This is a genomic window from Methylobacterium sp. Leaf89 (genome assembly GCF_001422215.1).
Taxonomy (GTDB): Bacteria; Pseudomonadota; Alphaproteobacteria; order Rhizobiales; family Beijerinckiaceae; genus Methylobacterium.
Genome location: NZ_LMML01000008.1, coordinates 398 through 23,744 on the forward strand (window position 1 = coordinate 398; position 23,347 = coordinate 23,744).

A 23,347-nucleotide genomic window follows, 5' to 3' on the forward strand; every position below is an offset into this window, starting at 1 on the left:
GGGCGGGCCACTTGGCAGACCTGCACCGGCGGATCACGGAGGCGGAGGCCGATCAGCGTCTCAATCGGCCTTACGATGCGATCAAATGAGGGATCGCCGCTCTGGACGATGCGAGTTAAAGGAAAGGATCGCGACGTTGAAGGCGATGAGAGACCAGGCTGCGGCTGATGCGGAACGCGTCCAGGCGACCCTCGGTAGCGCCGGCCGTCGGGAGATCACCCCGGCCATGATCGACGCACTCTCGACGGCCGCGCACGGCCGGGAGGGGCGGCTTCGGCAGGAACACCTGAGCGCAGCGTATCGAGGCCGCTGCCGACGGAGCCCGCATCATGGAATCGAAGTCCGTACTGCTGCAAACCTCCGTCGCCGCTACGAGCAGTAGATCGGCGGGTCTTGGTGTCCGCAGTTCTGTACCGAAATGGCGCACCCATCAGGATTCGAACCTGAGGCCTTCGCCTTCGGAGGGCGACGCTCTATCCAGCTGAGCTATGGGTGCATATTGCTTACGCAGTGCTTACGCGAAATTTCTTGGCCTGGGAAGTCCCGATCCGCCTTCTTGTAAGCACTTGTACAATCTGTAGTACAATCTGTATTTTTCGACCTGCACTTCTACGTCCGCACCCTTGACTTCAGCCTTCGGAGGGCAACGCTCTATCCAGCTGAGCTACGGGTGCTGACCGTGCCGCTGTGGTAGCCCATGCGAGGGCGCCGCGCAACGGGTTCGTGAAAGCGTTTCGGCCACGTGAAGGGCGGCAGCGCGTGGAGGGCGACGCTCACACGTCCGAAGCGGGACGGCTGTGCCCCGCACGAAAGGTGACAATCGGTTGTCCGTGACAATAGCCCAGCAGAAGCAGCCGGGTCCGGCCCGACGGCGGCCAACTCGGACCCGTTCGTTGATCTGCCGACGGAATTAGGGTGGGACTGCGGAACGGGACTTGGGTCGTGGACAAAAGCCCGGTGTGAGGCCGGTCTCCGTGTCCGCCAACGAAGGGCAATCCTCGTCACCGTAACGCCCGAACCGAACGGCCGGATCGCGTCACGATCGATCCGGGCCACCTCAATCCCGTGATCATACAGCTAGTCGAGCGGTGCTTGGGCCGGGTCGCCGACGATCTCGCCGTCAGTCAGGGCACTCGCTTCGAAGCGTTCGAGGCGCGGCTCGATGCCCCTCCGGGGCGGCGCGCAGCCATTGCAGACCGAAGACATGGCGCGGCGTGCACGCATCGCGATCCTTCGATCGAACGCATCCATCGCCGCCACGGATTTCGCATGCGCCTCCTCGAGATGGCCTCCGATCCTGGCAGGATCGGTATCGCCCGGGATCCCCGTAGCGCTCTGGAGCGGCAGATAGACACGACGAATCGATGGCCGAGCCGCCGCATTTGGAGGCGCGCCACAGAACAGTATGATCAGCAGTGAGACGACAACGCGGAGCAAATCGAGAAATCCTACACCGCTGCCGTATCGATCGACATCTGAGCCGAACCAAGACCGACCTGTGGCGCGGGGCCATGATTGAGCCGACACGTCTTCATCATCCCCCCCGGTCGACGAACTCTGGCTTCGGGAGGAGGACAATCGAGAAGGAAAGGTCGTAGATAGAAAGGATCCCTCAACCCTTTTGAGAAAGCGATAATAGAGCACCGCTCGCTGCCCGCATTCGGGCTCCCGATACAGGGGCATCAAAGGCTGCTCTATGCTGCGGTGCCGCCAAGCCAGACCCCGGGCCAAGCCTGCACCCCCGATTGGGTGAAGCAAGGCTGCCACACCCTTTGGAATAAATACTTTAGCATAGTTTCCGTGGATACGATCCGGTGCAAACTTGCTTAGCGAGCCAAAGGACTTGAGCGCATTTTCGATTTAAATTTTATGATTCCGATCGAAATTGAGCAGCCATAAAAACACTTTGAACATCTAAAGCCGGTTTGGGTTGGAGGGGAAATTGACTAATACTTCCGCGTCTGTCTCCGCGAGCGGCAGTCAAGATGTTGATGGATTGCTTTCAGGCTTGCGCTGGGCGAACGCCCGGATCACGTTCAGTTTTCCGACAGTTCCGGCTCAGTACGAATACAGCGGTGAGAAGAACAATACCTTCGACTCATTCAGCGTACGGCAGCAGGAGGCTGTCCGAAGCATTTTGAGCTCGATCGCGTCAATCGCAAATGTCTTTTTCACCGAGGTGGATGGAGGGGCCGGCGATTTGCGCTTTGCCATGTCGGATATGCCCCCAACCGCGTGGGCTTACTATCCGGGTAATACCCCCAAAGCCGGTGACAGTTGGTATGGAAATACGAATGGGTGGTACGATGATCCGGTCGTCGGCAATTATGCTCTTTATTCGATCTTCCATGAAATTGGGCATGCACTTGGCTTAAAGCACGGTCATGAGACCGATGTCTTCGGTGCCATGACCTACGAACATAATTCAAGCGAATTTTCTCTGATGACCTACAGTTCCTATGTAGGCTCAAATGGAATGTATGCCTATAACGAGGCGAATGGCTTCCCTCAATCGCTGATGATGTATGATATCGCAGCACTGCAATACATGTACGGAGCAAATTATAACATCAACTCAGGTGATAATCGATACCAGTGGAACCCCGAGACTGGTCAGATCTCAATCGATGGAAATGGATGCTCCATTCCATCGGAAAATCGCCTGTTCATGACGATCTGGGATGGTGGAGGAATTGATACATATGATTTCTCGAACTATGGGACGGATCTCAGTATCGATCTGTCTCCCGGAGAATGGACGGTGACCTCCCTTGGTCAGCTGGCCCTGCTCGGAGAAGGTCGTCGGGCGGCTGGCAATATCGCCAATGCTCTCCTTTATGAAGACAATATCGTGTCGATCATCGAGAACGCCATCGGCGGATCGGGCAACGATACGATTGTCGGAAATACTGTTGACAATGTGCTGGCCGGTGGTTCGGGCAACGACACGCTGAACGGCGGTTTGGGCGCCGACCGGATGTACGGCGGGCTCGGCAACGACACCTTCGTGGTGGACAGCACCGGCGACACCGTCATCGAGTACACCAACCAGGGCACCGACACCGTCCGCGCCGCGATCTCCTANAGGCAGGCCAAGGGCATCGCCAAGGATGCCGCCGGCCGGCCCGTCTCCGCCGTCAGCGTTAAGGCGGTGGCTTGGTCGCTGGAGGGTGCCCTGGAGCGCGTCATCGGAGACCTGGAAAGCGGATCGCTTTTGTCCGATGTCTGCGATGCTTGCGGGGTAGACCGCTCGGCCTTCGGTGGCATTACGCGCCACAAGCGGGTAGTGACCGCGGTCCTGCAATACGGGCGAGACAGCGCAGCACGATCGTGACAGGCTTATGCCCTCGCAGTGCAAGGCGAGGCATAGACATGCCGGATAGACCTGTTCTTATCTCGGTAGGCGCAGTCAGCTTCCCTCTTGAGAGACTGGTAGGGACGCCACGAACACCCTTGGGTGTTATGGACTTTGTGGTGGCGCTTCTGTCCGACCCCGCTCGCCGGAATCAGGGCAGCGCGGCAAGCGACCTCCACTGCAATACATTATCACCCTACTGTACGACCGCCGCGCGGTGGGGCTTGGAAGGCGACATAGACAGGGCCGTCAGCATGGACGGGATCGACCGTGAAGCACCGGGCCTCAGCGAGCCCCCATATGGACATCGGCGCCGATTGACGGAGGCTGTCTATCAGTTGTTCGATGTTCCAGTGGACCGCTTCAACGATGCAGCAACACACCGGTTGGTCATGATGGAAGCTCGCGCCCGCGATTTCCACGTAGCTTTAGCGACAGCACATGAAGAAGACGGCTCTTCAGCCCGTCAGGTATAATCAGAAAAGGGAACTGCAGCTCAACTGCAACCCACGCCTCAAACTGCTGGGCTGCTAAATCACCTAAGTGATTAATATGTTTGGTGGGTGCACAAGGGTTCGAACCTTGGACCCGCTGATTAAGAGTCAGCTGCTCTACCAACTGAGCTATGCACCCAACGCCTTGCGGCGATCGCTGCGGCCCACCAAGTCCGCCGCGACGAGGGGGCTGATAGCAAACGCCCCGGGGGGTGTCCACCCCCGGGGCGTTATTTTCTCGGCTAAACCGCGGCTGGGCTCTGGGCATGCAGGCGCTCCGCCCAGGCTTCGAGCTTGTTGAGGGCCGAGAGGTAGGCACGGGCCGAAGCGACCAGGGTGTCGGGGTCGGCGCCGCGGGCGGTCACACTGCGCTCGCCGCTCTTGAGGCGCACCGAGACCTCGGCCTGAGCATCCGTGCCCTCGGTGACCGCGTGGACCTGATAAAGTTCGAGGTCGGCCTGATGCGGCACGAGAGCCTGAATCGCGTTGAACACGGCGTCGACCGGGCCGTTTCCGACGGCCTCCTCGGTGACCATCCGGCCTGCGATATCGAGCTTCAGGGTCGCCCGCTGCGGGCCGCGGGTGCCCGCGATCACCGACAGGGAGACGAGGCGGATCCGGTCATGCGCCGTGGCGAGGTTCTCGTCGACCAGGGCCTCGATGTCCTCGTCGTAGACGTGCTTCTTGCGGTCGGCCAACGCCTTGAAGCGCTCGAATACGTCCTGCATCTGGTTATCGCTCAGCACGAGGCCGAGTTCGTCCAGCTTCGCGCGGAAGGCGGCCCGGCCCGAATGCTTGCCCATGACGAGCGAGGTCTTGGCAACGCCGACCGAGGCCGGAGTCATGATCTCGTAGGTCTCCGTGTGCTTGAGCATGCCGTCCTGGTGGATGCCACTCTCGTGCGCGAAGGCGTTCCGACCGACAATCGCCTTGTTGTACTGCACGGGAAAGTTCGTCGCATGGCTGACGAGCTTCGAGGCGCGGGTGAGCATCGTGGTCTCGATGCCGGTCTCAAAGGGCATGACGTCGCCGCGGGTACGGATCGCCATGACGATCTCCTCCAAAGCAGCGTTGCCGGCCCGCTCGCCGATGCCGTTGATGGTGCACTCCACCTGCCGCGCTCCGCCCTCAATGCCGGCCAGGGAATTGGCGATGGCGAGACCCAGATCGTCGTGGCAATGCACCGAGAAGATCGCTTTGTCGGCGTTCGGCACCCGGTTCCGGACGTCCTGGAACATCCGGCGGTACTCGTCCGGTGTGGCGTAGCCCACGGTGTCGGGCAGGTTGATGGTGGTGGCGCCCGAACGGATCGCCGCCTCGACGCAGCGGCAGAGATAGTCGATCGGCGTGCGGGTGGCGTCCATGGCCGACCATTCCACGTCCTCGACGAGGTCGCGGGCCTGGGACACCGTCTTCAGGATGATCTCCACCACCTCATCCTCGGACTTGCGCATCTGGTGCGCGAGGTGGATCGGCGAGGTCGACACGAAGGTGTGGATACGGCCGCGCCTGGCCTGGCGCACCGCCTCGCCGGCCCGGGCGATGTCGGCGGGAATCGCGCGGGCGAGACCCGCGACGGTGGCGCGCTTGACGCGCCGGGCGATCTCGGAGACCGCCGCGAAATCGCCGTTCGACGCAATGGGGAAACCCGCCTCGATGATGTCGACGCCCATGGTATCGAGGAGTTCGGCGACCGCGAGCTTCTCGTCGAGGGTCATGGTGGCACCGGGGCACTGCTCGCCGTCGCGCAGGGTGGTGTCGAAGATGAGAACGCGGTCCTTCGCGCGGGCTTCGGGCGCCGGAGTCGGGGAGGTCGTCATGCTGGGTATCCTGTCGGAACGCGGTCCAGAACCGGGGACGCGGCATCGGGAAATCGAGGGGTCCGGGCAAGCGCCGGTGGACGGGCGCCGACCTTAGAAAACTGCACTCCCCTGAGAGCCCAGGCGCACGCGCCCGGACGGCCCTCAGGGGCGGATAAGGAGGAGCAGGGCGGCGAGAGACGCGCGCGACCGGACGGCCGCGAAGGCGGCGTCGGTCGTGCTGCGCGTGGAGCCGGCGCTGGCCAAGGCTCGTCTCTCCCGAGAGGCAAGGGCGCACCGCGGCGGTGCGCGAACGCTTGCGAAGGCGGTTTACCTAGCCGCTGAGGGCCCGCTTGACAAGTTTCAGCGCCGCGCCCGCCAGCAATGCGCGCGACCGCCGGACAGGAAGGGATTCGGTCTCAGAGCCCAGTTCCCCACAAGGTCTCGATGGAATTCGCAATCGTTTCGGCCGGATGCATTGCCGTGCGGTCTGCTCCGCCTAGCTTCGCTGGTGGATCGAATACGATTCGGCGGCGAAATCAGTCCGTCCACGCAAGAAAAAATCTGGAAGGAATCCCCATTATGTCGCGGATGCTGTCGCGCACCCTGGCCCTGCCTGCCCTCGCCCTGATCGCCGGAGCGGCGCCGGCGCTGGCGCTGGATGCTGCCAAGACCATCGATGTCGCCGCCCCTCCCGCCAAGGTCTGGGCGACGATCGGCGATTTCTGCGGCATCGGTCAGTGGCATCCGGCCATCGAGAAATGCGTGCTGTCGCAGGACGGCGGCAAGGCTTTGCGAACCCTGAGCCTGAAGGGTGGCGGCACCATCGTCGAGTCGCAGACCAAGCGCGACGACAAGGCCATGAGCTACACCTATGCCATCGTTTCCGGTCCGTTGCCGGTGAGCGACTATTCCTCGACCCTCTCGGTGATGCCCAAGGGCTCGGGCTCGACCGTGAACTGGACCGGCAGCTTCAAGGCGAAGGGCGCGCCGGATGCGGTGGCAATCGATGCGATCTCCGGCATCTACGATTCCGGCCTGAAGGCTATCGCCGACAAGTCCAAGTAAGCGGATCGAAGTAAGCGGACCAAGACCGAGGGCGGCTCACCCGGGGCCGCCCTCGCCTGCAGGTTCATTCGGACCCGCGCCCGATTGACCAGCCAGAGCACTCGGCGCAAAACCGGCCCGGATCAAGCTGTGCCGTGTCCCGGCACGGGTACCGTCAGGAGCCGCCGTGTCCCGGGTCAGCCTCGCCGTCGCCGTCCTTCTCTCCGCCGCCCTGCTCGGCGCCTGCAAACCGACCGCCTCGGCGCCCCCCGCGGTCGCCGTCGCCGCAGCCCCCGTGGTCGCCGCGCCCCTGCCACAGGGCACCGGCTGCGGCCCGTCCATCGCCCGCACCCAAGCGGTGGTCGAGAGCGATGTCGCTACCGGCAACCTCAACCCGCCCGTCGGCGAGCGCTTCGGGGCCGACCTGCGCCACGCCGCCGATGCCTGCGCGGGCGGCCGCGAGCGTGAAGCCCTCAGTCTGCTCGGCGCCGCCAAGGCACGCTACGGCTACCGCTGAGCGCCCGCGAAGGCGTCGGTGAGATAGGCGCGCACGAAGCCGGGCATCCGAGCGGCGTCGAGGTCGTCCAACCCGCGCGCGATGGCGAAGCCGGCGAGTTCTGGCGCGGCCTCGCTTTGGCGGTTTGCCTCCATCCGGCCATGCAGCACCTCGGCCGTTTCCGCAAAGCGGACCGGGAGCAGGAAGGCGTGCTGGCTCTGGCCCGAGACTAAAACCCACGCCTCCGGCGCATCGGCCGGAAGGGCAAGACCCGTTTCCTCCAGGAACTCCCGCCCGGCGCTGCCGGCGAGATCGACGCGACCGCCCTCGCGGGTGTCGGTTCGATCCGGGGTTCCGCAGGCGAAGTAGATCTGCCCGGCATTGGCTGTGTGTCCGCCCATGATGCCCAAGAGGGCCGCGCCGTCGGCGCTCCACGGCACCACCGCCGCGAAGGCGTTGGTCACCGCCGGATCCGGGGAGCCGGCCAGGCGGAAGGCGAGGAACTGAGAATACGCGACCTCGAACAGGTCGATCACGCAGGTCGATCCATCGATGCGGCAGTCGCGGGCAAGGAGCACCCGTCCGTCGAACAGGTCCGGCCGCTCGGTGCGTCGCCGCGCCCAGGTCTCGGCGATCGCCCCGGCATGGTCGCGGGCCCAGGACCAGTCGGAGGGGACCAGCCGGGCCTCGATGTGCCGGAGCGGCGTCAGCGTGAAACCGTCAGACAAGCAGGGTGCCCTCACTCACCAGCACCGCCGCCCCGCTGATCTCCACGGAGCGCAGGGCACCGGCCTCGATGACGAGCTGGACCCCGATCGTACTCGGTCGGCCCATGGCGACGCCTTGGCGTAGGACGATGTCGTGCTCCCCGTCGCCCAGGGGCTCGAACTGCATCATCACTCCGGCGAAGGCCGCTGCGGCCGAGCCGGTGGCCGGGTCTTCCGGCACGCCGAGATGGGGCGCGAACATCCGGGCCTGATAGCGGTGGCCGACCTCTTCGGGGTTGAGGGTGTAGCAGTAGAGCGCGGCCGGAGTGCCGAGATCATCGAGGGCTGCCGGCACGACGCGAGCCCGGTCGAGGGCCGCTCGGCTGGCGAGGGGCACGAACAGGAAGGAAGGGCCGGTCCGGTGCCGGCTCGGGACGTGGCGGGCGAAGCCGATCTCACCCGGCTCCAGGCCCAGGGCGGCCGCGACCAGGTTCGTCTCGGGTCCCTCCCCCAGATATTCCGGGAGCCCCGGCATCTTGAAGCGCCCGGTACCGCGCCCCTCCCCGGGCTCGACCACGCAGGCCAGGGTTCCGAGGGGGGCCTCGAGCCCGAAGGCCATCGCGTCGGTGAGCCCCGCCCGCTGGTCGCGCAGGGCAAGGAGGATGGCGGTGCCGAGGGTGGGGTGCCCGGCGAAGGGCAGTTCCGACGTGGGCGTGAAGATGCGCATCCGGGCGCGGTGCCGGGGTGTCTCGGGCGGGAGAACGAACACCGTCTCGGACAGATTGAACTCGGCGGCCAGGGCCTGCATCGCGGCGGTGTCGAGGTCCTCGGCATCGAGCACGACGGCCAGGGGATTGCCGGTCAGCGCCGTGTCGGTGAACACGTCGAGGGTCACGAAGCGGCGGGGCATGGCGGGGTCTCCAGGCTCTCTGAGAATCAACCTTAGACGGTGTGCACCGGAAACGTCTCGCTCGGCGTGACGAACTCGTCCTGCGCCGCCACCGTGAGGATCTCGCGTGAGCCCGCCTCGGCCGTGCGGCGCAGGAGACCGTAGACCGAGGCGCCGGCCATACCCAGGGCCAGCGCGGCCGAGCACGTCCGGGCGTAGTGCACCAGGAACAGAGCCGCGATGGCGTCGCCCGCGCCATTCACGTCGAGGTGAAGGCGCGGCGTGCGCAGGCGCCAGAAATGGCCGCCCTCCCCCGCCAGAAGGTCGATGGCGTCGTCCGGCGTATCGTCGGTGACCAGCGAGGTGACGAGGACAACGCGGGGTCCCAGCGAGTGAACCGAGGCCACCGCGCGCTTGGCCTCCGCGAGGGTGCCGGTCGGCAGGCCCGAGAGGTGGTTCAGCTCGAACTGGTTCGGGGTGACGATGTCGGCCGCGGGCACCGCCTGCTCGCGCATGAATTCGGGGATGCCGGGCCGTACGTAGATGCCGCGGTCGGTGTCGCCCATCACGGGGTCGCAGGCGTAGAGGGCCTGTGGGTTCAGCGCCCGCACCGAGGCCACGGCCCGCACGATGGCGGTCCCGATATCGGCCGAACCCATGTAGCCTGAGAGGACTCCGTCGCAGGTTCCGAGCACACCCCGCTCGGCAATGCCGGCGACGAGGTCCTCGATCGCCGGGCCATCGAACACCCGGCCGCGCCAGGCGCCGTAGCCGGTGTGGTTGGAGAACTGCACCGTATGGATCGGCCAAACCTCGACGCCGAGGCGTTGCATCGGAAACACCGCCGAGGCGTTGCCCACGTGTCCGAAGGCAACGTGGGACTGGATCGAGAGGATGTTCATGCCGGAATCTCCCGAAATCCCGCGGCCGAGGAGTTGTGGCGCCAGCCCTTAACCCGGTTTTCCTTCCCAACGCACCCCTGCCGGCGCCCCCTGCGCTTGCCCCGATCCGCGCCCTCGGTCACAGGAAGGCGCCGAACCTCAAGCGAGCCCCATGGACTTCGATTCAATCCGCACCAGCACCCTCGCCTTCGTGGAGGCGAACCAGGGCTGGACGCCGCTGATCGTCGGCGTGCTCGCGTTCTGCGAGTCCCTGGCCTTTCTCTCGCTGCTGGTGCCCGCCACCTTCCTGCTCCTCGGCATCGGAGCGCTGATGGGCTCGGTCGGTATCCCGTTCTTGCCGGTGATGCTCGCCGGTGCGCTCGGGGCCGCTCTCGGCGACTGGGTCTCCTACGAGTTCGGGCACTATTACAAGGACGGCGCCAAGCAGATGTGGCCGATGCGGCGCTATCCCGCCATCGTCGCCCGCGCCGAGGAGTTCTGCCGCAAATGGGGAGCCGGCGGCATCCTGATCGGGCGGTTCATCGGGCCGGCGCGGGCCGTGGTGCCCCTGGTCGCAGGGGTATTCGGTGTGAAGCGCCTGCCGTTCCAGATCGCCAATGTCACCTCGGCCCTGGCCTGGGCCTTCCTCATGCTGGCGCCGGGGGCCGGCCTCCTCGGCTACCTGAAGGGCTAAGGCGCCGTGCGCCTGTTCCCGCCCGAGCGCATCGTCTGTCTGACGGAGGAGACCGTCGAGACGCTCTACCTCCTCGGCCAGGAAGACCGCATCGTCGGGGTCTCGGGCTACGCGGTCCGCCCGGCCCGGGTCCGGCGGGAGAAGCCTCGGGTCTCGGCCTTCACCAGCGCCGACCTGCCCAAGATCCTGGCCCTCGCTCCCGATCTCGTCCTGGCCTTCTCCGATCTGCAGGCCGAGATCGTCGCCGACCTTGCCCGGGCCGGCATCGCCGTGCACCTCTTCAACCAGCGCGACCTAGCCGGCTGCCTGGCGATGATCCGCACCGTGGGCGCCCTGACCGGCGTGTCGGCCGAGGCCGAGACCCTGGCGGCGCGGTTGGCAGACCGCATCGCGGCCGCCGCCGCGGAAAGCGTCGGCCGGCCGCGTCCACGCGTCTACTTCGAAGAATGGGATGCCCCGATGATCTCCGGCATCGGATGGGTCTCGGACCTCATCGCGGCGGCGGGCGGCGACGACGTCTTCCCCGAACTCAGCCGGCAGGCGGCGGCCCGGGACCGGATCGTGAGCCCGGAGGCGGTGATCGCAGCCCGGCCCGACGTGATCCTCGCCTCATGGTGCGGCAAGCGTGTGAACCGCGCGCACATCCGCGCCCGCCCGGGATGGGACGCGATTCCGGCGGTGGCCGCCGGGCGCATCCACGAGATCAAGTCGCCGCTGATCCTCCAGCCGGGCCCTGCCGCCCTCACGGACGGTTTCGACGCGATCCGCGCCGCCCTCCGGGACGTAGGCTGAGCGGTTTCACGCGGCCGACAGCGGATCGGCCTCGCGCCGGCGCGCGCTGGGAGCCGGTCCCGACGGGGCTGCGAGCCAGGCTTGGCGCCGGGCGATGAGGTGGCGCAGGCGGGCCGCCCGCTTCTCCCGGCGCTCGCAGCCATCGCCGCAGGCGGTGTCGGGACAATCGGCGGCCCCTCCGTCGAACAGGCTCACCAGGGCGAGCACGAAGCCGATCAGCACCACCACCGCCAGGACGACGACGGGCCAGGCCAGCCCCAGCCCGACCAGCACGGCGATGCCGAGCTTGAGCGCCAGGGAGCCCGCCAGCTTCAGCTTGATGAGCGTCGCCAGGGTCGCGCCGGCGCCCAGGGCACCGCGCGCCGCTCTCAGCAAGCCCACCCGCAGGCGTCGCCGGGCGGCCAGCGCCTCGAGGCGATCGAGTTCGCGCGCCACCCGCGCCGTCTCGGCGTCCCGGTCTTCGTTCTTCGGCAGACCTGCCTCCTCCGCACCCGATCCACCGCGAGGGGTGCCATGGTCCGGGCCCGTGCTCCAGCCCGACCGGCGCAACGGGGTCGCAGGTGACAAGCCACGCGGCGGCTGATTTCCTGGGACCAGTCCCGATTCGGGACGTCGTTCCGAAGCATCAGAGCCGTATGTCAGCAGCCCTCGCGTCCGTGATCCTTCCGCCCGACCGGCGTCAGTCGGCCACCGCGCTCCAGGTCCAGCGCGGCGTCCGGCGTCTGTTCGCCGAGCTCGGTCACGTCACCATTCCGGAATTCTCCCTGGCGAACGGCCGCCGCGCCGACGTCATCGCCCTCTGCCCGGCCGGGCGCCTGACGATCGTGGAGATCAAGTCCAGCGTCGCCGACTTCCGGGCCGACCGGAAATGGCCGGATTATCGGGACTACTGCGACCGCTTCTATTTCGCGATCCCCGAGACGCTCTCCACCACCCTGACCCCGGAGGACGCCGGCCTCATCGTCGCCGATGCCTTCGGCGCCGCGATCCTGCGCGACCCGGCGGACCATTCCCTCAGCGGTCCCCGGCGCAAGGCCGTGACCCTGCGCTTCGCCCATAGCGCCGCGCGCCTGCTGCACGCTCTGGCCGATCCCGGCGCCATCCGCGAAGGCGCCCTCTGAGGCACGGCGAATCGCCGCCGATGCACGGGCGGCCCGGCGTGGTAAGGAACCACGCGCCACTCATCGATTGCCAACTGCATGCGCCTGCCCTCCCGTCGCCGTCCACACGACGGCGATCCCGCCATCCTGCGACGGCTCCAGGCCGCCTCGGGCCGTCGGTCCCTGCTGCTCTACCTCGTCATCGTCCTGGTGCTCGTGGCCACCGCCCAGGGCTACGATGGCTCGGCCCATTCCACCCATCACTGGATCGGCCTCGGGGTCTACGCGATCTTCTCCCTCGGCCTCGGGATCGCCGATTGGCGCGCCTCGCAGCGGGACGGCGGAGCGGAGCCCGGCATGGAGTGGCTGGCCTGGACAGCGACCCTGCTGAACGCCGGCGTGGCCCTGTTCCTCATCGTCGAGCACATCCTGCTCGGTGCGGTGGAAACAGAGGAGACGGCCACCGCGGTGAGCCGCCTGCCGGCCTTCCTGCTCCTGCTCCAAACCGGACTCAGCATGCGGGTCTGGCACACCGTCGTATTCTCGGGTCTGGTGAGTCTCGCCTGGGGCGGCACCATCCTCCTCGCCTATCTCGCGCCCGAGAGCGCCCTTCTCGGTCCGCACGTAACCCTGGAAGAGGAGGTGCCCGGCCTGCTCACCTTCCTCGCCGCGAGCCTCGTGGTGATCGATGGGGTGCGCCGCCTGCAGATGGCAGTGACGACGGCTTTGCGGATGGAGCAGGAGCGGACGAGTCTCGCGCGCTTCGTGCCGCGCCGGGTGGCGGGAGAGCTTGCCCAGAGCGGCGGCGGCGTCGGTGCGGTGCAGTCCCGCCACGCCTGCCTGTTCGGCCTCGACCTGCGCGGCTTCTCGGCCTTCTCGCGCGACCAGACCCAGGAGGAGGTGGTGCGCGCCCTGCTCGACGTCCGCGCCCTGACCCACGTGGCGGTGAGCGAGCACGGCGGCATCGTCGATAAATATGTCGGCGACGGCGTCCTGGCGCAGTTCATCGTCGGGCGTCCGCAGGCCCAGGCCGAGGCCGTGCTGGCATGCGCTCGGACCATCGTCGCGCGTCTCGCCGCGCTGAACGAGGATCGCCGCCGGGAAGAGCGCCCGGAGCTGCGCATCACCATGGCGCTGCATGCCGGCGAGGTGCTGGTGGGGGTCTTCGACGACGGGCACCGGGCCGAGTTCACGGTGCTGGGCACGGCGATGAACCGACTCGCCAGGATCGAGGCCCGGGCCAAGACCGCCGACCTGACCCTGGCGGCCTCGGACGAGGTGATCCGCCTCCTTGGGCCGGCTACCCGGACATCGCTCCGGCTCTCCGGCATGCCCCCGTCGGAGTGCCGAGACACCCGCGACATGCTGCTGTTCGCGGTGGGCTGGGCCGAGGACACCGCGGCGGATGCCGCGGCGCCGGAGCATCCGTTCGCCTCCGTCGCGTGAGCCAAGACGGTCAGCCCGAGAACGAGCCGAACCCCTCGAACCCGACACGCTGGCGGGCCGCCTCGTCGGCCTTGAGCCGCTCGAGGAGAGCCGGATCGATCTCGGGGGCTGGGGTCTCCGGTCGGGTGGTCCGGGGCGGCGGACGGTCGTCCGGGACGGAGGGCCAGATCGGACGGTCCGGCTTCACTGTCTGGGTCATCGGAACACTCCTGGCATGCGCTGACGAGCGATTACGAAATACAATATACCAGAATTAGCGCAAGGCTATCCGTGATCCCTCCGAACCGGGGAAGATCCGGTGCGTCGCCCGAGCCCGCTCAGCCCTCGGCCTTGTCCGCCCCGCCGGTCTTCACACCGCGCGTGGGGCGGTGGCGTGCTCTTTCCGCGCGGCGTCGCCGGTCCATCCCTGCGGAGTCAGGGGCGGGGTGTCGCGGGCGCCCGCCTCCGCGGCCTCGGTGCCGGGCCGATCCAGAGGGTCTCCGGGCGCGTCCTTGACCTGCCCGGTGACGGTGTCCCGCGGGCCGGTGGCAAGACCGCCCGACGGATCGGTGCCGGCTTCGGCGAAGGGGTCTTTCGGCATCCGGCGCGTCTCCGTCGTGGGCGGGGTTCGTTCCGTCGGAGAACACCGCCCGCGCGGATCCGGTTCGGTTCAGGTGCCGCAGAAGGTCTGGAGCACGCGCTCGTGCGGCTGCGGCGGCGCGGCATAGGCCGCGAAGGCGGGCTGGTCGTCGTAGGGGCGGGCCAGCACCGCCACGAGTTCGTGGAACGGCGCGAAGTCGTCGCGCGCGACCGCCGCCTCGATCACCGCCTCGACCCGATGGTTGCGCGGGATGAAGGCGGGGTTGACCCGGTCCATCGCCGCCCGGCGCGCGGCCGGGCTCCCCGGCTCGGCGGCGAGACGCGCGCGCCAGCGGGTCGCCCAGGGCTCGTATACGGTGGGGTCGTCGAAGAGGTCGCGCACCGGACCGTCGCCCTCGGGGCCGAGGGCCGCCACGCCGAGGCGCCGGAAGGTCAGGGTGAAGTCGGCGCGCCCGGCCTGCATCGCCTCCAGCAGGGTGCGGCCGAGCTCGCGGTCCTCGTCCCGGTCCGTGGTGAGGCCGAGCTTGGCCCGCAGGCCGCCGTAATAGGCCGCCTCGAACCGGGGGCCGAAGGCGGCGAGGCGGTCCTGCGCCACGGCGATGCCGTCCTCGGTCTCGGGCGCCAGCAGGGGCAGCAGCGCCTCGGCGAACCGGGTCAGGTTCCAGTGCAGGATGCCCGGCTGGTTGCCGTAGGCGTAGCGGCCATTCTCGTCGATGGCGCTGAACACGGCGGAGGGGTCGTAGGCGTCGAGGAAGGCACAGGGTCCGAAATCGATGGTCTCGCCGGAGACGGCGCAGTTGTCGGTGTTCATCACCCCGTGGATGAAGCCGACGAGGAGCCAGCGCGCGACGAGGTCGGCCTGGCGCTCCACCACCCGGGTCAGCAGGGCGCCGTAGGGGTTGGCGTCTTCCGCCAGCTCCGGATAGTGCCGGCCGATGACGTGGTCGGCCAGCGCCCGCACGCCGTCGACGTCGCCCCGCATGGCGAAGTACTGGAAGGTGCCGACGCGGATGTGGCTGGTGGCGACCCGGGTCAGGACGCCGCCGGGCAGGACCGTCTCGCGCCTCACGGAATCGCCCGTGAGCACCGCCGCCAGGGCGCGGGTGCTGGGGATGCCCAGCGCCGTCATGGCCTCGCTGACCACGTACTCGCGCAGCACCGGCCCGAGGGCGGCGCGGCCGTCGCCCCGCCGGGAGAACGGCGTCGGGCCCGAGCCCTTGAGCTGAATGTCGCGCCGGACCCCGTCGCGCCCGACGACCTCGCCGAGCAGGATCGCCCGGCCGTCCCCGAGCTGGGGCACGCGGTTGCCGAACTGGTGGCCGGCATAGGCCATGGCCAGGGGCTCGGCGCCCTCCGGCACCCGGTTGCCGGCCAGCACCGCGACGCCCTCCGGGCTCTCGAGCCAGGCGGCCTCGATCCCGAGGTCCGCGGCGAGTTCTCGGTTGACCCGGATCAGGCGGGGCGCCGCCACGGGGGTGGGGTTCACCGCAGCGAAGAAGTGCTCCGGCAGGCGGGCATAGGTGTTGGCGAAGGGAATGGCGGCTGTCATCGAGGGCATGGGTCCCGTGTGCGGCGCGGCGGGCGGTGCTGCCCACGAGGTGGGGCGCCGCATGCGCCAAGGCAAATCCCCAGGCAAAGGCCAAGGCACATCATGGCGATCCCGAACGTCGCGCGCGGGGCCGTCCTGTCCGGAGGCGACGGCCCCGGCGATGGGCGTATCGGCCCCGGCTCGGGTGATGGCGCACGGCGCGGGGGCCCCGAGGGGGCCGGCCGCGCGCGTTCACCCCGGACAACGCGACCCGTGCGGGGCGGGTTCGGTCAGGAGGCCCGGCGCGCGGGTGCGGCGTCCGCGCAGGATCGCACGTCCGCCGATGACCGTGACCGAGAGCACGAAGCCGGCCAGCAGGTCGGGCAGGTAGTGCCCACCGGCCCCGAGGGTCGCCACCACGATGACGGCGTTGAGGGCGATCGCCAGGGGGCCGAGGACCGGGATCGGCGCCAGCGCCCAGGCGGTCAGCACCGCAAGGCAGACGTGGAAGGAGGGAAAGGTCACGAGGCCGCGGATGTCCTCCAGGGCCAGGGTGCGCAGGGTCCCGGCGCGCAGGTGCTCCAGGGCGTCGAGGTGCCAGAGGGCGCCCAGGGTCTCGATGGAGCCGTCCGGCACGGTGGCGAGACCGTACTGCACGAAGGGGCCGGCCGCCGGCACCAGGGCGGCGATGAGCACGACCGTGAGGAGCAGCACGGCGAACATCCGCACATAGGCCCAGAGCCGGCCGACCCGGAGGGTGGCGCTGAGCGCGATCACCGTGAGCCCGACCTGCGGCCCGCTGGTGTGGTAGGCGAGCGCCAGCCACCAGGCGAGGCGCGGCTGCGCCTGCAGGGCAGCGTAGTAGGCGGGCCAGTCAAGGCCGAGCGCCGCCTCCGCCCGGGCCAGCCGCGCATCGGCCAGCGGCAGGGCCCAGGTGGCGGTGAGGTAGTGCAGCACCGCGATCGGCACGGTCACGGCGATGAGGCCGGCGCTCGCCAGGGCCATCGCCCGCAGCTTGGGCTCGGACAGGATCGGGCCGAACAGGACCGCGAGGGCGAGGAGCGCCGCGACGAGGCCCGCCGCCACGCCGAAGCCGAACGGCGCCAAGGCGATCCCGGTCCGGCGCAGCCACACCGCATCGAGGAGGGCGACCGCCAGGGCGAGCCCCCAGAGCGCCGGATGCGGCGCGGCCAGGGCGGCCGAGACCCGGCCGATGCGGGCGATGGGTTTGGCGAGGGCGGATCCTGAAAGGGGGGATCCTGAAAGGGGGGATCTTGCGAGGGAGGCGGCCTCGGCGAGTCCGCGGCGCGTCCCGCGCGCGGGCATCGAAATCGGAGTTGCGTCGCTCACCCGGCATCCTTCGTAGTTCGTCGCAGCCGGAACTCGGCTTTGCGCCGGTTTGTTGCCCGGCGGCGTTCCTTTTCCCCATCCCGTTCCGGTTCCCAACCCCGATGGTCCCCCCGATGGTCCCCCGTTGAGCCGCATCGCCTTCCTGGATTTCGAGGCGTCCTCCCTCGCGAAGACCAGCTACCCGATCGAGGTCGCGTGGGTGTTTCCCGACGGTAAGTCGGAGAGCTTCCTCATCCGCCCGGCCCCGGGCTGGACCGACTGGGCGCCCGAGGCCGAGGCGGTGCACGGGCTCGCCCGGGAACGCCTGGTGCGGGAGGGCGTCGCCCACGACTGGGTGGCGCTGCACATGCTCACGGCCCTGCGCGACGTGGCGCTCTACGCCTCGGCGCCCTCCTGGGACGGGCACTGGCTGAGCCGGCTCCTGCGCGCCGCCGGCCTGCCGCGCCACGCCCTCCGGCTGAAGGCCACGGCGGAGGCGCAGCGCCGCGCCGTCCTGGACGTGCTCGCGGCGGGCGGCGTGGCGCCGACCGCGCGCGACGCCCTGGCGGGCAAGCTCCTGGCGACCCTGCGCCTGGAGGCACGCGACGATCCGGCGGCGGAGCATCGCGCCCTGTCGGATGCCCGGCGCGAGTGCCGGCGCTGGGCCCGCGCCCGAAGCCGCGCCGCGGCGCTGCTCCGCGAGGAGGGCGGAGGCGGGGTGGAGTGAGCGGTCTCGGGTGGAGATGGGGCGAGCCTTTGCCCAGCGCCCGAACCCTGCGTCCGGTGAGGCCGGCGAGGTTTCGTCACCCGCCCGCGGCCGTCGCGGATCGGTGCCAGGTGTGCCATTCGGCGGGCAGCGTATCCTCTCCTGCCTGTCGATCGAAACGCAGTTCCTGCTGAGGAACGACCAGCCAGGCCTGTGAGACCTGGACCGCGTCGTGCTGATCGGTGCGGTGAACGCCGAGTCGGGCGCGCGGATCGAAGCAGGGACCGAGGGGACGATCGTCGCGGTCCAGCCGGGAGGCCGCGGCTATCCGGTCGCGTTCGCCGAGCCCGCCGAGGCCCTTGCGGCGGTCCCGGCCGCGCTCCCGACGCTCGCCGTCCCAGCGGAGCGGTGAGCGGGAACGCGGTCGTCCCGCACCGGCTCGGCATCGATACCCGCAAGATCTGCAATGATCTGCTGGACGTGACCCACCCGCATGGCGGGCCGAAAGCACGCTTCTTCCGCGGGTTCGGCTTCGCGCCGACCGAGTCCTTGGCGTTCGCGGACGCCCTCTTTGCCGAAGCCCAGGGCGCTGCCCTCGTCGCCCGCCAGCCCTCCGAATACGGAGCTGACATGCTGACCTGCGTCGGTCCCCTGGGGACACCCTCGGGCCGCAGGCCTTGGATCCGCTCGGTCTGGCTGGTGATCGCGGAGGCCGAGGGCGAAACGGGCCGCTTCGGGGCGGCGTTTCCCGACCGTAACCGGTCGGCGCCGAGCCCCTGATCCGGAGGATCGGGCGCCGATCCGTTCGACCGTGTGAACGACCACCGGGGGTGGTTTGCGGCTCTTTGGCGTCAGGCCCAGGCGACCCAGCCCCGGAAGGCAAACCCGGCGTAGAAGAGGCGGACCCCGCTAAACCCAGCCTCGCGCAACAGCGTCTCGTCCTCCTCGGGCGAAAGGATCGGCAAGCGTTCTACGATCCCGGTCTTTGCACGCTCGGCGTATGAGCCTTCGATGCCGGAGGCCGTCGCGAAAGCGGCATACCGTGAAAGCCAGAGGTCGCGTTCATCCTGCGGAATGCTGAAGTGCGCCGCGACGAAGGGTGCACCGGGCTTTAGACGACGCCGAATTTCCCGGAGGGTGCGTGACCGCTCCTGACGCTCGATGAAGTGCAGGGTCAGGATGCAGGCGGCAGCGTCGAACGGCCCCTCCGGCGCGCCATCGATCAGCCCCTCATGAAGATGCGCACGGTCGGAGAGGTGGCCCAGGGTTTTCCGGGCAAGGTCAAGCATTGCGGCAGACGGATCGACGCCGACGAACGTCCACCCGGGCTGCCCCTCGGCGAACACCTTGAGTTCGAGGCCGCCGCCCGCGCCGAGAACGAGCACCTGTGCCTTGTCCGGGGCGCGTTCCGCGAGGAGAAGCCTCGCCATACGTTGCATGTCGGCATAGCCGGGCACCATGCGCGGCGGGTTTTCGGCGTAGCGGGCAACGGCCTGCGGATCTGAGAAAGCATCCATGCCGGATCGTATCACGCGCGACGAGCTGGCGAACGTCCGCGTCAGGTGGCTTGCGGACGCTTCGACCCTCTTGGCTCCCCCTCCGAACCCCGATCCATCAGGCGCGCCAGCCGTGGCGATCCAGACCCATGCTCCCGCCAATCTGAACTTTTGTCCGTCCCCTCGGCTTGATGGACATGCCTCACCCCCCGAACGCGCCGTATGCCCTCGTCGTGGACGACGATTTCCTCGTTCGGATGGATGCGGAAACGATCTTGGAGGATGCCGGCTTCCACGCCCTGTCGGCAGCAAATGGCGTTGAAGCGATCAAGCTGCTTGAGGACCACGCAGACCTGATCGTGCTGCTGTTCACCGATGTGGAGATGCCGGGCGGCCCCGATGGCTTCGAGTTGGCACGAACGACCGCGAGGCGCTGGCCCGACATCTCGATCGTCGTTGCATCCGGCGGCGTCAAACCGGGGGTGGGGGATCTTCCCGAGGGGGCTGTCTTCCTGGGCAAGCCCTTCAGCGCTCAGATCGTCCACGACCACCTCGACATGATCCTGCCGGACGGTCAGAAACCCGAGCCTCTGAAAGCACGCAAGCGCTAGAAGGGGCGCTGGCCGCGGCCACCGGTCGGACCGGCCGCCCTGTCAGGCGGCGCCGAGATAGGCGGCCTCCAGGCCGGCATCGGCGCTGAGTTCGGCGGCGGTGCCGGCGGTGACGACGCGGCCCTGCTCCAGCACGTAGCCGCGATCGGCCACCGTCAGGGCCAGGGCCGCCATCTGGTCGACGATCAGGATGGTGACGCCCTGGTCGCGCAGGTCCGCCACCACGGCGTAGAGGGCGTTGATCATCGCCGGGGCCAGGCCGAGGGAGGGCTCGTCGAGGAGCAGGATGCGCGGCTGCGCCATCATCCCGCGGGCGATCGCCAGCATCTGCTGCTCGCCCCCCGAGAGCAGGCCCGCCCGGCTCGTCGCCCGGTCGCGCAGGCGAGGGAAGCGGGTGAGCAGCGCCTCGATCTCGGCCAGGTCGATGGGCGCCTTGCGCCCATGGGCTCCGAGGCGGATGTTCTCGATCACGGTCAATTCGGGAAACACCTGCCGGCCCTCCGGCACCAGGGCGAGGCCGAGGCGGGCGATGGTGTGGGCGGGCAGCTGCGCGATGGCCCGGTCCTCCAGCACGATCCCGCCGGAGACCGGCCGGAGCAGGCCGGCGAGGGCCCGCAGGGTCGTCGACTTGCCGGCGCCGTTGGCGCCGAGCAGCGCCACGGTCTCGCCGGGGCGGACCTCGAGGGCGACGCGGTCGAGGACCGGGGCGGCGCCGTAGCCGGCGGTGAGGCCCTGGGTGGAGAGTACCGCGTCGGCCGGCGGCTTCCAGGCGACGGCGCGGGGCCGGGCCGGCGTGTCGGCCCCGCCCAGATAGGCGCGGATCACCGCCGGGTCGTGCCGGATCGCGGCCGGCGTCCCGTGGGCGATCGGACGCCCGGCATCCATGACCAGGATCGCGTCGGAGACGCCCATCACCAGGGGCATGTCGTGCTCGACCAGCACCACGGCGATGCCCTGCCCGGCGATCCGGCGCAGGAGACCGCCCAGGGCGTCGGTGTCGGCCCGGGTCAGGCCGGCGGCGGGCTCGTCGAGGAGGAGGATGCGCGGCCGGCCAGCGAGCGCCCGGGCGATCTCCACCAGGCGGCGGTCCACATGGGGCAGCTCCCCGGCGGGCCGGTCGAGGTCGCCCGCGTAGCCCACGAAGTCCAGCAGGGACGCGGCGGCGGCGCGGTCGCCCTTGCCGGAGGGGCGCCAGAGGCGGCCCGGCTCGAAGGCCAGGGCGACGTTGTCGAGGACGCCGAGCGAGCCGAACAGGCGCGTGGTCTGGTAGGTGCGGGCGATGCCGGCCCGGGCGATGGCGTGGGCCGGGGCCCCGGCGAGGTCCCGGTCTCCTAAGCGGATCGCCCCGGCCTGCGGCCGGTAGAAACCCGAGATCATGTTGAGCACGGTGGTCTTGCCGGCGCCGTTGGGGCCGATCAGGCTCGTCACCGCCCCGGCCTCGGCCCGGACCGAGACGCCCTCGGCCGCGCGGATCCCGCCGAAGCGGATGCCGATGCCCTCGACCACCAGAGGCTCGCCCCCGCGCTGCCCGATGAGCCGGGCGAAATCCAGCGCCGGCGGCCGGGCGCCGGTGCGGGGCCGCGGCAGCAGCCGGGCCGCGCTGCCGACGATCCCCGCGGGCACCAGCCAGAGCACCACCAGGGTGGCGAGGCCGAAGAACAGCAGCCGGTACTCGGCGAGCCCCGCCAGGGTCTCGGGCAGGAGCACGGTGACGAGGGCGCCGAAGAGCGGCCCGAGCACGGTGCCGGCCCCGCCGACCACCACGGAGAGCACGAACAGGATCGACTGCGAGAACGGGAACGAGCTCGGGGCGATGAACAGCATCAGGGGCGGCAGCACCGCCCCGGCGAGGCCCGTCAGCGCCGCCGAGATCGCGAAGGCGAGCGTCTTCACCCGCACCGGGTCGAAGCCCAGGGAGGCGGCCGCCACGTCGGCGTCTCGCACCGCCCGCATCGCCCGGCCGAGGCGGCTGCGGGCGAGGCGATGGAAGCCGTAGAGGGCGAGGCCCGCGCCCAGCACGGCGAGGAAAGCCAGCTCGCGCTCGGCGAAGGGGGTGCCGAACAGGCTCGGCCCGGCGGTGACCACGAGGCCGTTCTGGCCGCCGGTGAGCGCCCCGCCCTCGATCAGGGCGTGCTCGATGATGAAGCCGAACGCGATGGTGACCATGGCGAGGTAGGGGCCCTTCACCCGCATGGCCGGCACCGCGAGCCCCGCTCCGACCAGGCCCGAGAGCAGGCCGGCCGCCGGCAGCGCGAGCCAGAAGCTCAGCCCGGCCCCGGTGAGGATCGCGCTGGCATAGGCGCCGATGGCGTAGAAGCCGGCATGGCCGAAGGAGATCAGCCCGGTCAGCCCGAGGAGGACGTTGAGCCCCGTTCCGGCGACCGTGGTCAGGGCCACCAGGGCGATGACGAAGTGGCTGTAGCCGCCGGTCAGCCCCACCAGGGCCAGCCCCGCCAGGGTCAGGGCCAGGATCGTGAGGGGCATCGCGGCGGGGGCGCGCAGGCGGTGCATCGGCTCAGACCTTGTTGATGGCGGCGCGGCCGAGGAGCCCGTCGGGGCGCAGCGCCAGGGCCAGGATGATCACCGAGAAGACCACGAGCTGGGTGTAGGTGGAGCCGAGGGTCGCGGTGACGCCGGCCTCGACGAGGCCGTAGAGCAGGCCCGCCAGCACCACGCCCGTGGCCGAGCCGATGCCGCCCAGGATCGCCACCGCGAAGGCCTTGATCCCGAACAGCGCCCCCATCTCGGCCGAGACCGAGAACAGCGGCGCGATGAGGAGGCCGGCGGCCCCGGCCAGCAGCGCCGAGAGCGCGAAGGCGCAGGCCACCGTGCGCCGGACGTCGATGCCCATCAGCCGCGCCGCGTCGGCGTTCTGCGCCACCGCCAGGAGCACCCGGCCGAGGTCGGTGCGCCGGAACAGGGTCCGGATCGCCACCGCCACCGAGAGGCCGACCACCGGGATGAGGAGCTGGAGCGGATAGAGGCCGGTGCCGAGGATCTCCACCGGCGTCACCGCCAGGGACGAGGGCAGGCTGCGCGGCTCCTTGCCGAAGGTGAACAGCATCGCGTTGTCGAGGACGATGCCGCCCGCGACCGTGGCGAGGAGCCAGGCGTCCGAGCCCTTCTCGACGAAGGGCCGCACCAGCAGCCGCTCCACCGTGACCCCGAGGAGCGCGCAGCCCAGGAGCGCCCCGAGGATCGCCGCCGGCATCGGCCAGCCCAGCGTCACCGCCAAGGTGTAGCCCAGCACCGCCCCGAGGGTGACGGCGCTGCCCTGCGCGAAGTTCACCGTGCCCGAGACCGCGTAGGTGACGTGGAAGCCGAGCGCCACGAGCCCGTACATGCTGCCGAGGCCGAGGCCGGTGATGAGCGTTCCCGTGAGCATCGGCCCCGTCCCT

At 69.2% G+C, this 23,347-nt stretch carries 23 protein-coding genes and 2 tRNA genes; 10 read left to right on the forward strand and 15 right to left on the reverse strand.

Annotated elements, in window-relative coordinates:
* Nucleotides 1-419 precede the first annotated feature (419 nt).
* The 4 genes from ASF18_RS03405 to ASF18_RS03420 all read right to left on the reverse strand — a co-directional run bounded on the left by ASF18_RS03405 (nucleotide 420) and on the right by ASF18_RS03420 (nucleotide 5,669).
* Nucleotides 420-496: transfer RNA gene (locus ASF18_RS03405), tRNA-Arg, on the reverse strand.
* Between the two features lie 581 nt (nucleotides 497-1,077).
* Nucleotides 1,078-1,437 (reverse strand): hypothetical protein, encoded by a 360-nt coding sequence (locus ASF18_RS23495; protein WP_156649621.1) that lies wholly within the window; start codon nucleotides 1,435-1,437, stop codon nucleotides 1,078-1,080.
* 2,475 nt (nucleotides 1,438-3,912) lie between these two features.
* A tRNA-Lys gene (locus tag ASF18_RS03415) sits at nucleotides 3,913-3,988 on the reverse strand.
* Between the two features lie 103 nt (nucleotides 3,989-4,091).
* On the reverse strand, nucleotides 4,092-5,669 hold the full coding sequence (locus tag ASF18_RS03420) for a 2-isopropylmalate synthase (protein ID WP_056277297.1): 1,578 nt from the start codon (nucleotides 5,667-5,669) through the stop codon (nucleotides 4,092-4,094).
* Between the two features lie 570 nt (nucleotides 5,670-6,239).
* Here ASF18_RS03420 and ASF18_RS03425 point away from each other — a divergent pair.
* Both ASF18_RS03425 and ASF18_RS03430 read left to right on the forward strand, forming a co-directional pair.
* Entirely contained in the window at nucleotides 6,240-6,716 is a 477-nt protein-coding gene (locus ASF18_RS03425; protein WP_244472563.1) for an SRPBCC family protein, read from the forward strand.
* A gap of 166 nt (nucleotides 6,717-6,882) precedes the next feature.
* Nucleotides 6,883-7,212 carry a hypothetical protein gene (locus tag ASF18_RS03430; protein WP_056213371.1) on the forward strand — a complete coding sequence of 110 codons (330 nt, stop codon included), beginning with the start codon at nucleotides 6,883-6,885 and terminating at the stop codon, nucleotides 7,210-7,212.
* Here the strand turns inward: ASF18_RS03430 and ASF18_RS03435 are convergent.
* The 3 genes from ASF18_RS03435 to pdxY are packed head-to-tail and all read right to left on the reverse strand — an operon-like array spanning nucleotide 7,203 to nucleotide 9,689.
* Nucleotides 7,203-7,919, reverse strand: coding sequence for a hypothetical protein (locus ASF18_RS03435; protein ID WP_056349526.1), 717 nt, complete (start codon nucleotides 7,917-7,919; stop codon nucleotides 7,203-7,205). The genes ASF18_RS03430 and ASF18_RS03435 overlap by 10 nt on opposite strands.
* Nucleotides 7,912-8,808, reverse strand: a complete 897-nt coding sequence (locus ASF18_RS03440; RefSeq protein ID WP_056277289.1) for a PhzF family phenazine biosynthesis protein — start codon at nucleotides 8,806-8,808, stop codon at nucleotides 7,912-7,914. Before ASF18_RS03440 ends, ASF18_RS03435 begins: the two co-directional genes overlap by 8 nt.
* A gap of 32 nt (nucleotides 8,809-8,840) precedes the next feature.
* Nucleotides 8,841-9,689, reverse strand: a complete 849-nt coding sequence (pdxY, locus tag ASF18_RS03445) for a pyridoxal kinase PdxY (RefSeq protein ID WP_056349530.1) — start codon at nucleotides 9,687-9,689, stop codon at nucleotides 8,841-8,843.
* Between the two features lie 151 nt (nucleotides 9,690-9,840).
* Here pdxY and ASF18_RS03450 point away from each other — a divergent pair, with 151 nt between their 5' ends.
* Nucleotides 9,841-10,362, forward strand: coding sequence for a DedA family protein (locus ASF18_RS03450; RefSeq protein ID WP_056349533.1), 522 nt, complete (start codon nucleotides 9,841-9,843; stop codon nucleotides 10,360-10,362).
* Nucleotides 10,363-10,368: 6 nt separating this feature from the next.
* Nucleotides 10,369-11,154, forward strand: coding sequence for a cobalamin-binding protein (locus ASF18_RS03455; protein WP_056349536.1), 786 nt, complete (start codon nucleotides 10,369-10,371; stop codon nucleotides 11,152-11,154).
* Between the two features lie 6 nt (nucleotides 11,155-11,160).
* Here the strand turns inward: ASF18_RS03455 and ASF18_RS03460 are convergent, their stop codons facing one another.
* Complete coding sequence (locus ASF18_RS03460; RefSeq protein ID WP_244472556.1) at nucleotides 11,161-11,589, reverse strand: hypothetical protein; 429 nt, start codon at nucleotides 11,587-11,589, stop codon at nucleotides 11,161-11,163.
* 200 nt (nucleotides 11,590-11,789) lie between these two features.
* Here ASF18_RS03460 and ASF18_RS03465 point away from each other — a divergent pair, with 200 nt between their 5' ends.
* Nucleotides 11,790-12,275: an MmcB family DNA repair protein gene (locus ASF18_RS03465; RefSeq protein WP_056213359.1), complete on the forward strand. Its 486-nt coding sequence runs from the start codon at nucleotides 11,790-11,792 to the stop codon at nucleotides 12,273-12,275.
* A 78-nt stretch (nucleotides 12,276-12,353) separates the two neighbouring features.
* Nucleotides 12,354-13,700 (forward strand): adenylate/guanylate cyclase domain-containing protein, encoded by a 1,347-nt coding sequence (locus ASF18_RS03470; RefSeq protein WP_082487029.1) that lies wholly within the window; start codon nucleotides 12,354-12,356, stop codon nucleotides 13,698-13,700.
* A gap of 10 nt (nucleotides 13,701-13,710) precedes the next feature.
* Here ASF18_RS03470 and ASF18_RS03475 read toward each other — a convergent pair whose 3' ends face one another.
* The 4 genes from ASF18_RS03475 to ASF18_RS03490 all read right to left on the reverse strand — a co-directional run bounded on the left by ASF18_RS03475 (nucleotide 13,711) and on the right by ASF18_RS03490 (nucleotide 17,157).
* Nucleotides 13,711-13,899, reverse strand: coding sequence for a hypothetical protein (locus ASF18_RS03475; RefSeq protein WP_056213357.1), 189 nt, complete (start codon nucleotides 13,897-13,899; stop codon nucleotides 13,711-13,713).
* A 150-nt stretch (nucleotides 13,900-14,049) separates the two neighbouring features.
* Nucleotides 14,050-14,280: a hypothetical protein gene (locus ASF18_RS03480; RefSeq protein ID WP_056349539.1), complete on the reverse strand. Its 231-nt coding sequence runs from the start codon at nucleotides 14,278-14,280 to the stop codon at nucleotides 14,050-14,052.
* Nucleotides 14,281-14,349: 69 nt separating this feature from the next.
* Complete coding sequence (locus ASF18_RS03485; protein ID WP_056349542.1) at nucleotides 14,350-15,828, reverse strand: protein adenylyltransferase SelO; 1,479 nt, start codon at nucleotides 15,826-15,828, stop codon at nucleotides 14,350-14,352.
* 231 nt (nucleotides 15,829-16,059) lie between these two features.
* Nucleotides 16,060-17,157: a phosphatase PAP2 family protein gene (locus tag ASF18_RS03490; protein ID WP_244472557.1), complete on the reverse strand. Its 1,098-nt coding sequence runs from the start codon at nucleotides 17,155-17,157 to the stop codon at nucleotides 16,060-16,062.
* Nucleotides 17,158-17,281: 124 nt separating this feature from the next.
* On the opposite strand from ASF18_RS03490, the gene ASF18_RS03495 reads away from it, so the two are divergent.
* The 3 genes from ASF18_RS03495 (at nucleotide 17,282) to ASF18_RS03505 (ending at nucleotide 18,622) form a co-directional block, all read left to right on the forward strand.
* Nucleotides 17,282-17,863, forward strand: a complete 582-nt coding sequence (locus ASF18_RS03495; protein ID WP_244472558.1) for a transcriptional regulator — start codon at nucleotides 17,282-17,284, stop codon at nucleotides 17,861-17,863.
* 211 nt (nucleotides 17,864-18,074) lie between these two features.
* Nucleotides 18,075-18,254 (forward strand): hypothetical protein, encoded by a 180-nt coding sequence (locus tag ASF18_RS03500; RefSeq protein WP_056349548.1) that lies wholly within the window; start codon nucleotides 18,075-18,077, stop codon nucleotides 18,252-18,254.
* On the forward strand, nucleotides 18,251-18,622 hold the full coding sequence (locus tag ASF18_RS03505) for a DUF6883 domain-containing protein (RefSeq protein WP_056213344.1): 372 nt from the start codon (nucleotides 18,251-18,253) through the stop codon (nucleotides 18,620-18,622). The genes ASF18_RS03500 and ASF18_RS03505 overlap by 4 nt, the downstream gene beginning before the upstream one ends.
* Nucleotides 18,623-18,693: 71 nt before the next feature.
* Here ASF18_RS03505 and ASF18_RS03510 read toward each other — a convergent pair whose 3' ends face one another.
* Nucleotides 18,694-19,359 (reverse strand): class I SAM-dependent methyltransferase, encoded by a 666-nt coding sequence (locus tag ASF18_RS03510; protein ID WP_056349551.1) that lies wholly within the window; start codon nucleotides 19,357-19,359, stop codon nucleotides 18,694-18,696.
* A gap of 212 nt (nucleotides 19,360-19,571) precedes the next feature.
* Here ASF18_RS03510 and ASF18_RS03515 point away from each other — a divergent pair, with 212 nt between their 5' ends.
* Nucleotides 19,572-19,949: a response regulator gene (locus ASF18_RS03515; protein WP_347379729.1), complete on the forward strand. Its 378-nt coding sequence runs from the start codon at nucleotides 19,572-19,574 to the stop codon at nucleotides 19,947-19,949.
* 42 nt (nucleotides 19,950-19,991) lie between these two features.
* On the opposite strand, the gene ASF18_RS03520 is transcribed toward ASF18_RS03515, so the two are convergent.
* Nucleotides 19,992-22,460: a branched-chain amino acid ABC transporter ATP-binding protein/permease gene (locus ASF18_RS03520; RefSeq protein WP_056349558.1), complete on the reverse strand. Its 2,469-nt coding sequence runs from the start codon at nucleotides 22,458-22,460 to the stop codon at nucleotides 19,992-19,994.
* Between the two features lie 4 nt (nucleotides 22,461-22,464).
* Nucleotides 22,465-23,334 carry a branched-chain amino acid ABC transporter permease gene (locus ASF18_RS03525; protein ID WP_056213336.1) on the reverse strand — a complete coding sequence of 290 codons (870 nt, stop codon included), beginning with the start codon at nucleotides 23,332-23,334 and terminating at the stop codon, nucleotides 22,465-22,467.
* Nucleotides 23,335-23,347: the final 13 nt, after the last annotated feature.

What these genes read in the sequence shown, in the direction of transcription:
- ASF18_RS03420 (WP_056277297.1), bottom strand. Translation starts at nt 5,669, where the DNA reads ATGACGACCTCCCCGACTCCGGCGCCCGAAGCCCGCGCGAAGGACCGC.
- ASF18_RS03425 (WP_244472563.1), top strand. Translation starts at nt 6,240, where the DNA reads ATGCTGTCGCGCACCCTGGCCCTGCCTGCCCTCGCCCTGATCGCCGGA.
- ASF18_RS03440 (WP_056277289.1), bottom strand. Translation starts at nt 8,808, where the DNA reads ATGCCCCGCCGCTTCGTGACCCTCGACGTGTTCACCGACACGGCGCTG.
- pdxY (WP_056349530.1), bottom strand. Translation starts at nt 9,689, where the DNA reads ATGAACATCCTCTCGATCCAGTCCCACGTTGCCTTCGGACACGTGGGC.
- ASF18_RS03450 (WP_056349533.1), top strand. Translation starts at nt 9,841, where the DNA reads ATGGACTTCGATTCAATCCGCACCAGCACCCTCGCCTTCGTGGAGGCG.
- ASF18_RS03465 (WP_056213359.1), top strand. Translation starts at nt 11,790, where the DNA reads ATGTCAGCAGCCCTCGCGTCCGTGATCCTTCCGCCCGACCGGCGTCAG.
- ASF18_RS03470 (WP_082487029.1), top strand. Translation starts at nt 12,354, where the DNA reads ATGCGCCTGCCCTCCCGTCGCCGTCCACACGACGGCGATCCCGCCATC.
- ASF18_RS03475 (WP_056213357.1), bottom strand. Translation starts at nt 13,899, where the DNA reads ATGACCCAGACAGTGAAGCCGGACCGTCCGATCTGGCCCTCCGTCCCG.
- ASF18_RS03480 (WP_056349539.1), bottom strand. Translation starts at nt 14,280, where the DNA reads ATGCCGAAAGACCCCTTCGCCGAAGCCGGCACCGATCCGTCGGGCGGT.
- ASF18_RS03485 (WP_056349542.1), bottom strand. Translation starts at nt 15,828, where the DNA reads ATGACAGCCGCCATTCCCTTCGCCAACACCTATGCCCGCCTGCCGGAG.
- ASF18_RS03510 (WP_056349551.1), bottom strand. Translation starts at nt 19,359, where the DNA reads ATGGATGCTTTCTCAGATCCGCAGGCCGTTGCCCGCTACGCCGAAAAC.
- ASF18_RS03520 (WP_056349558.1), bottom strand. Translation starts at nt 22,460, where the DNA reads ATGCACCGCCTGCGCGCCCCCGCCGCGATGCCCCTCACGATCCTGGCC.
- ASF18_RS03525 (WP_056213336.1), bottom strand. Translation starts at nt 23,334, where the DNA reads ATGCTCACGGGAACGCTCATCACCGGCCTCGGCCTCGGCAGCATGTAC.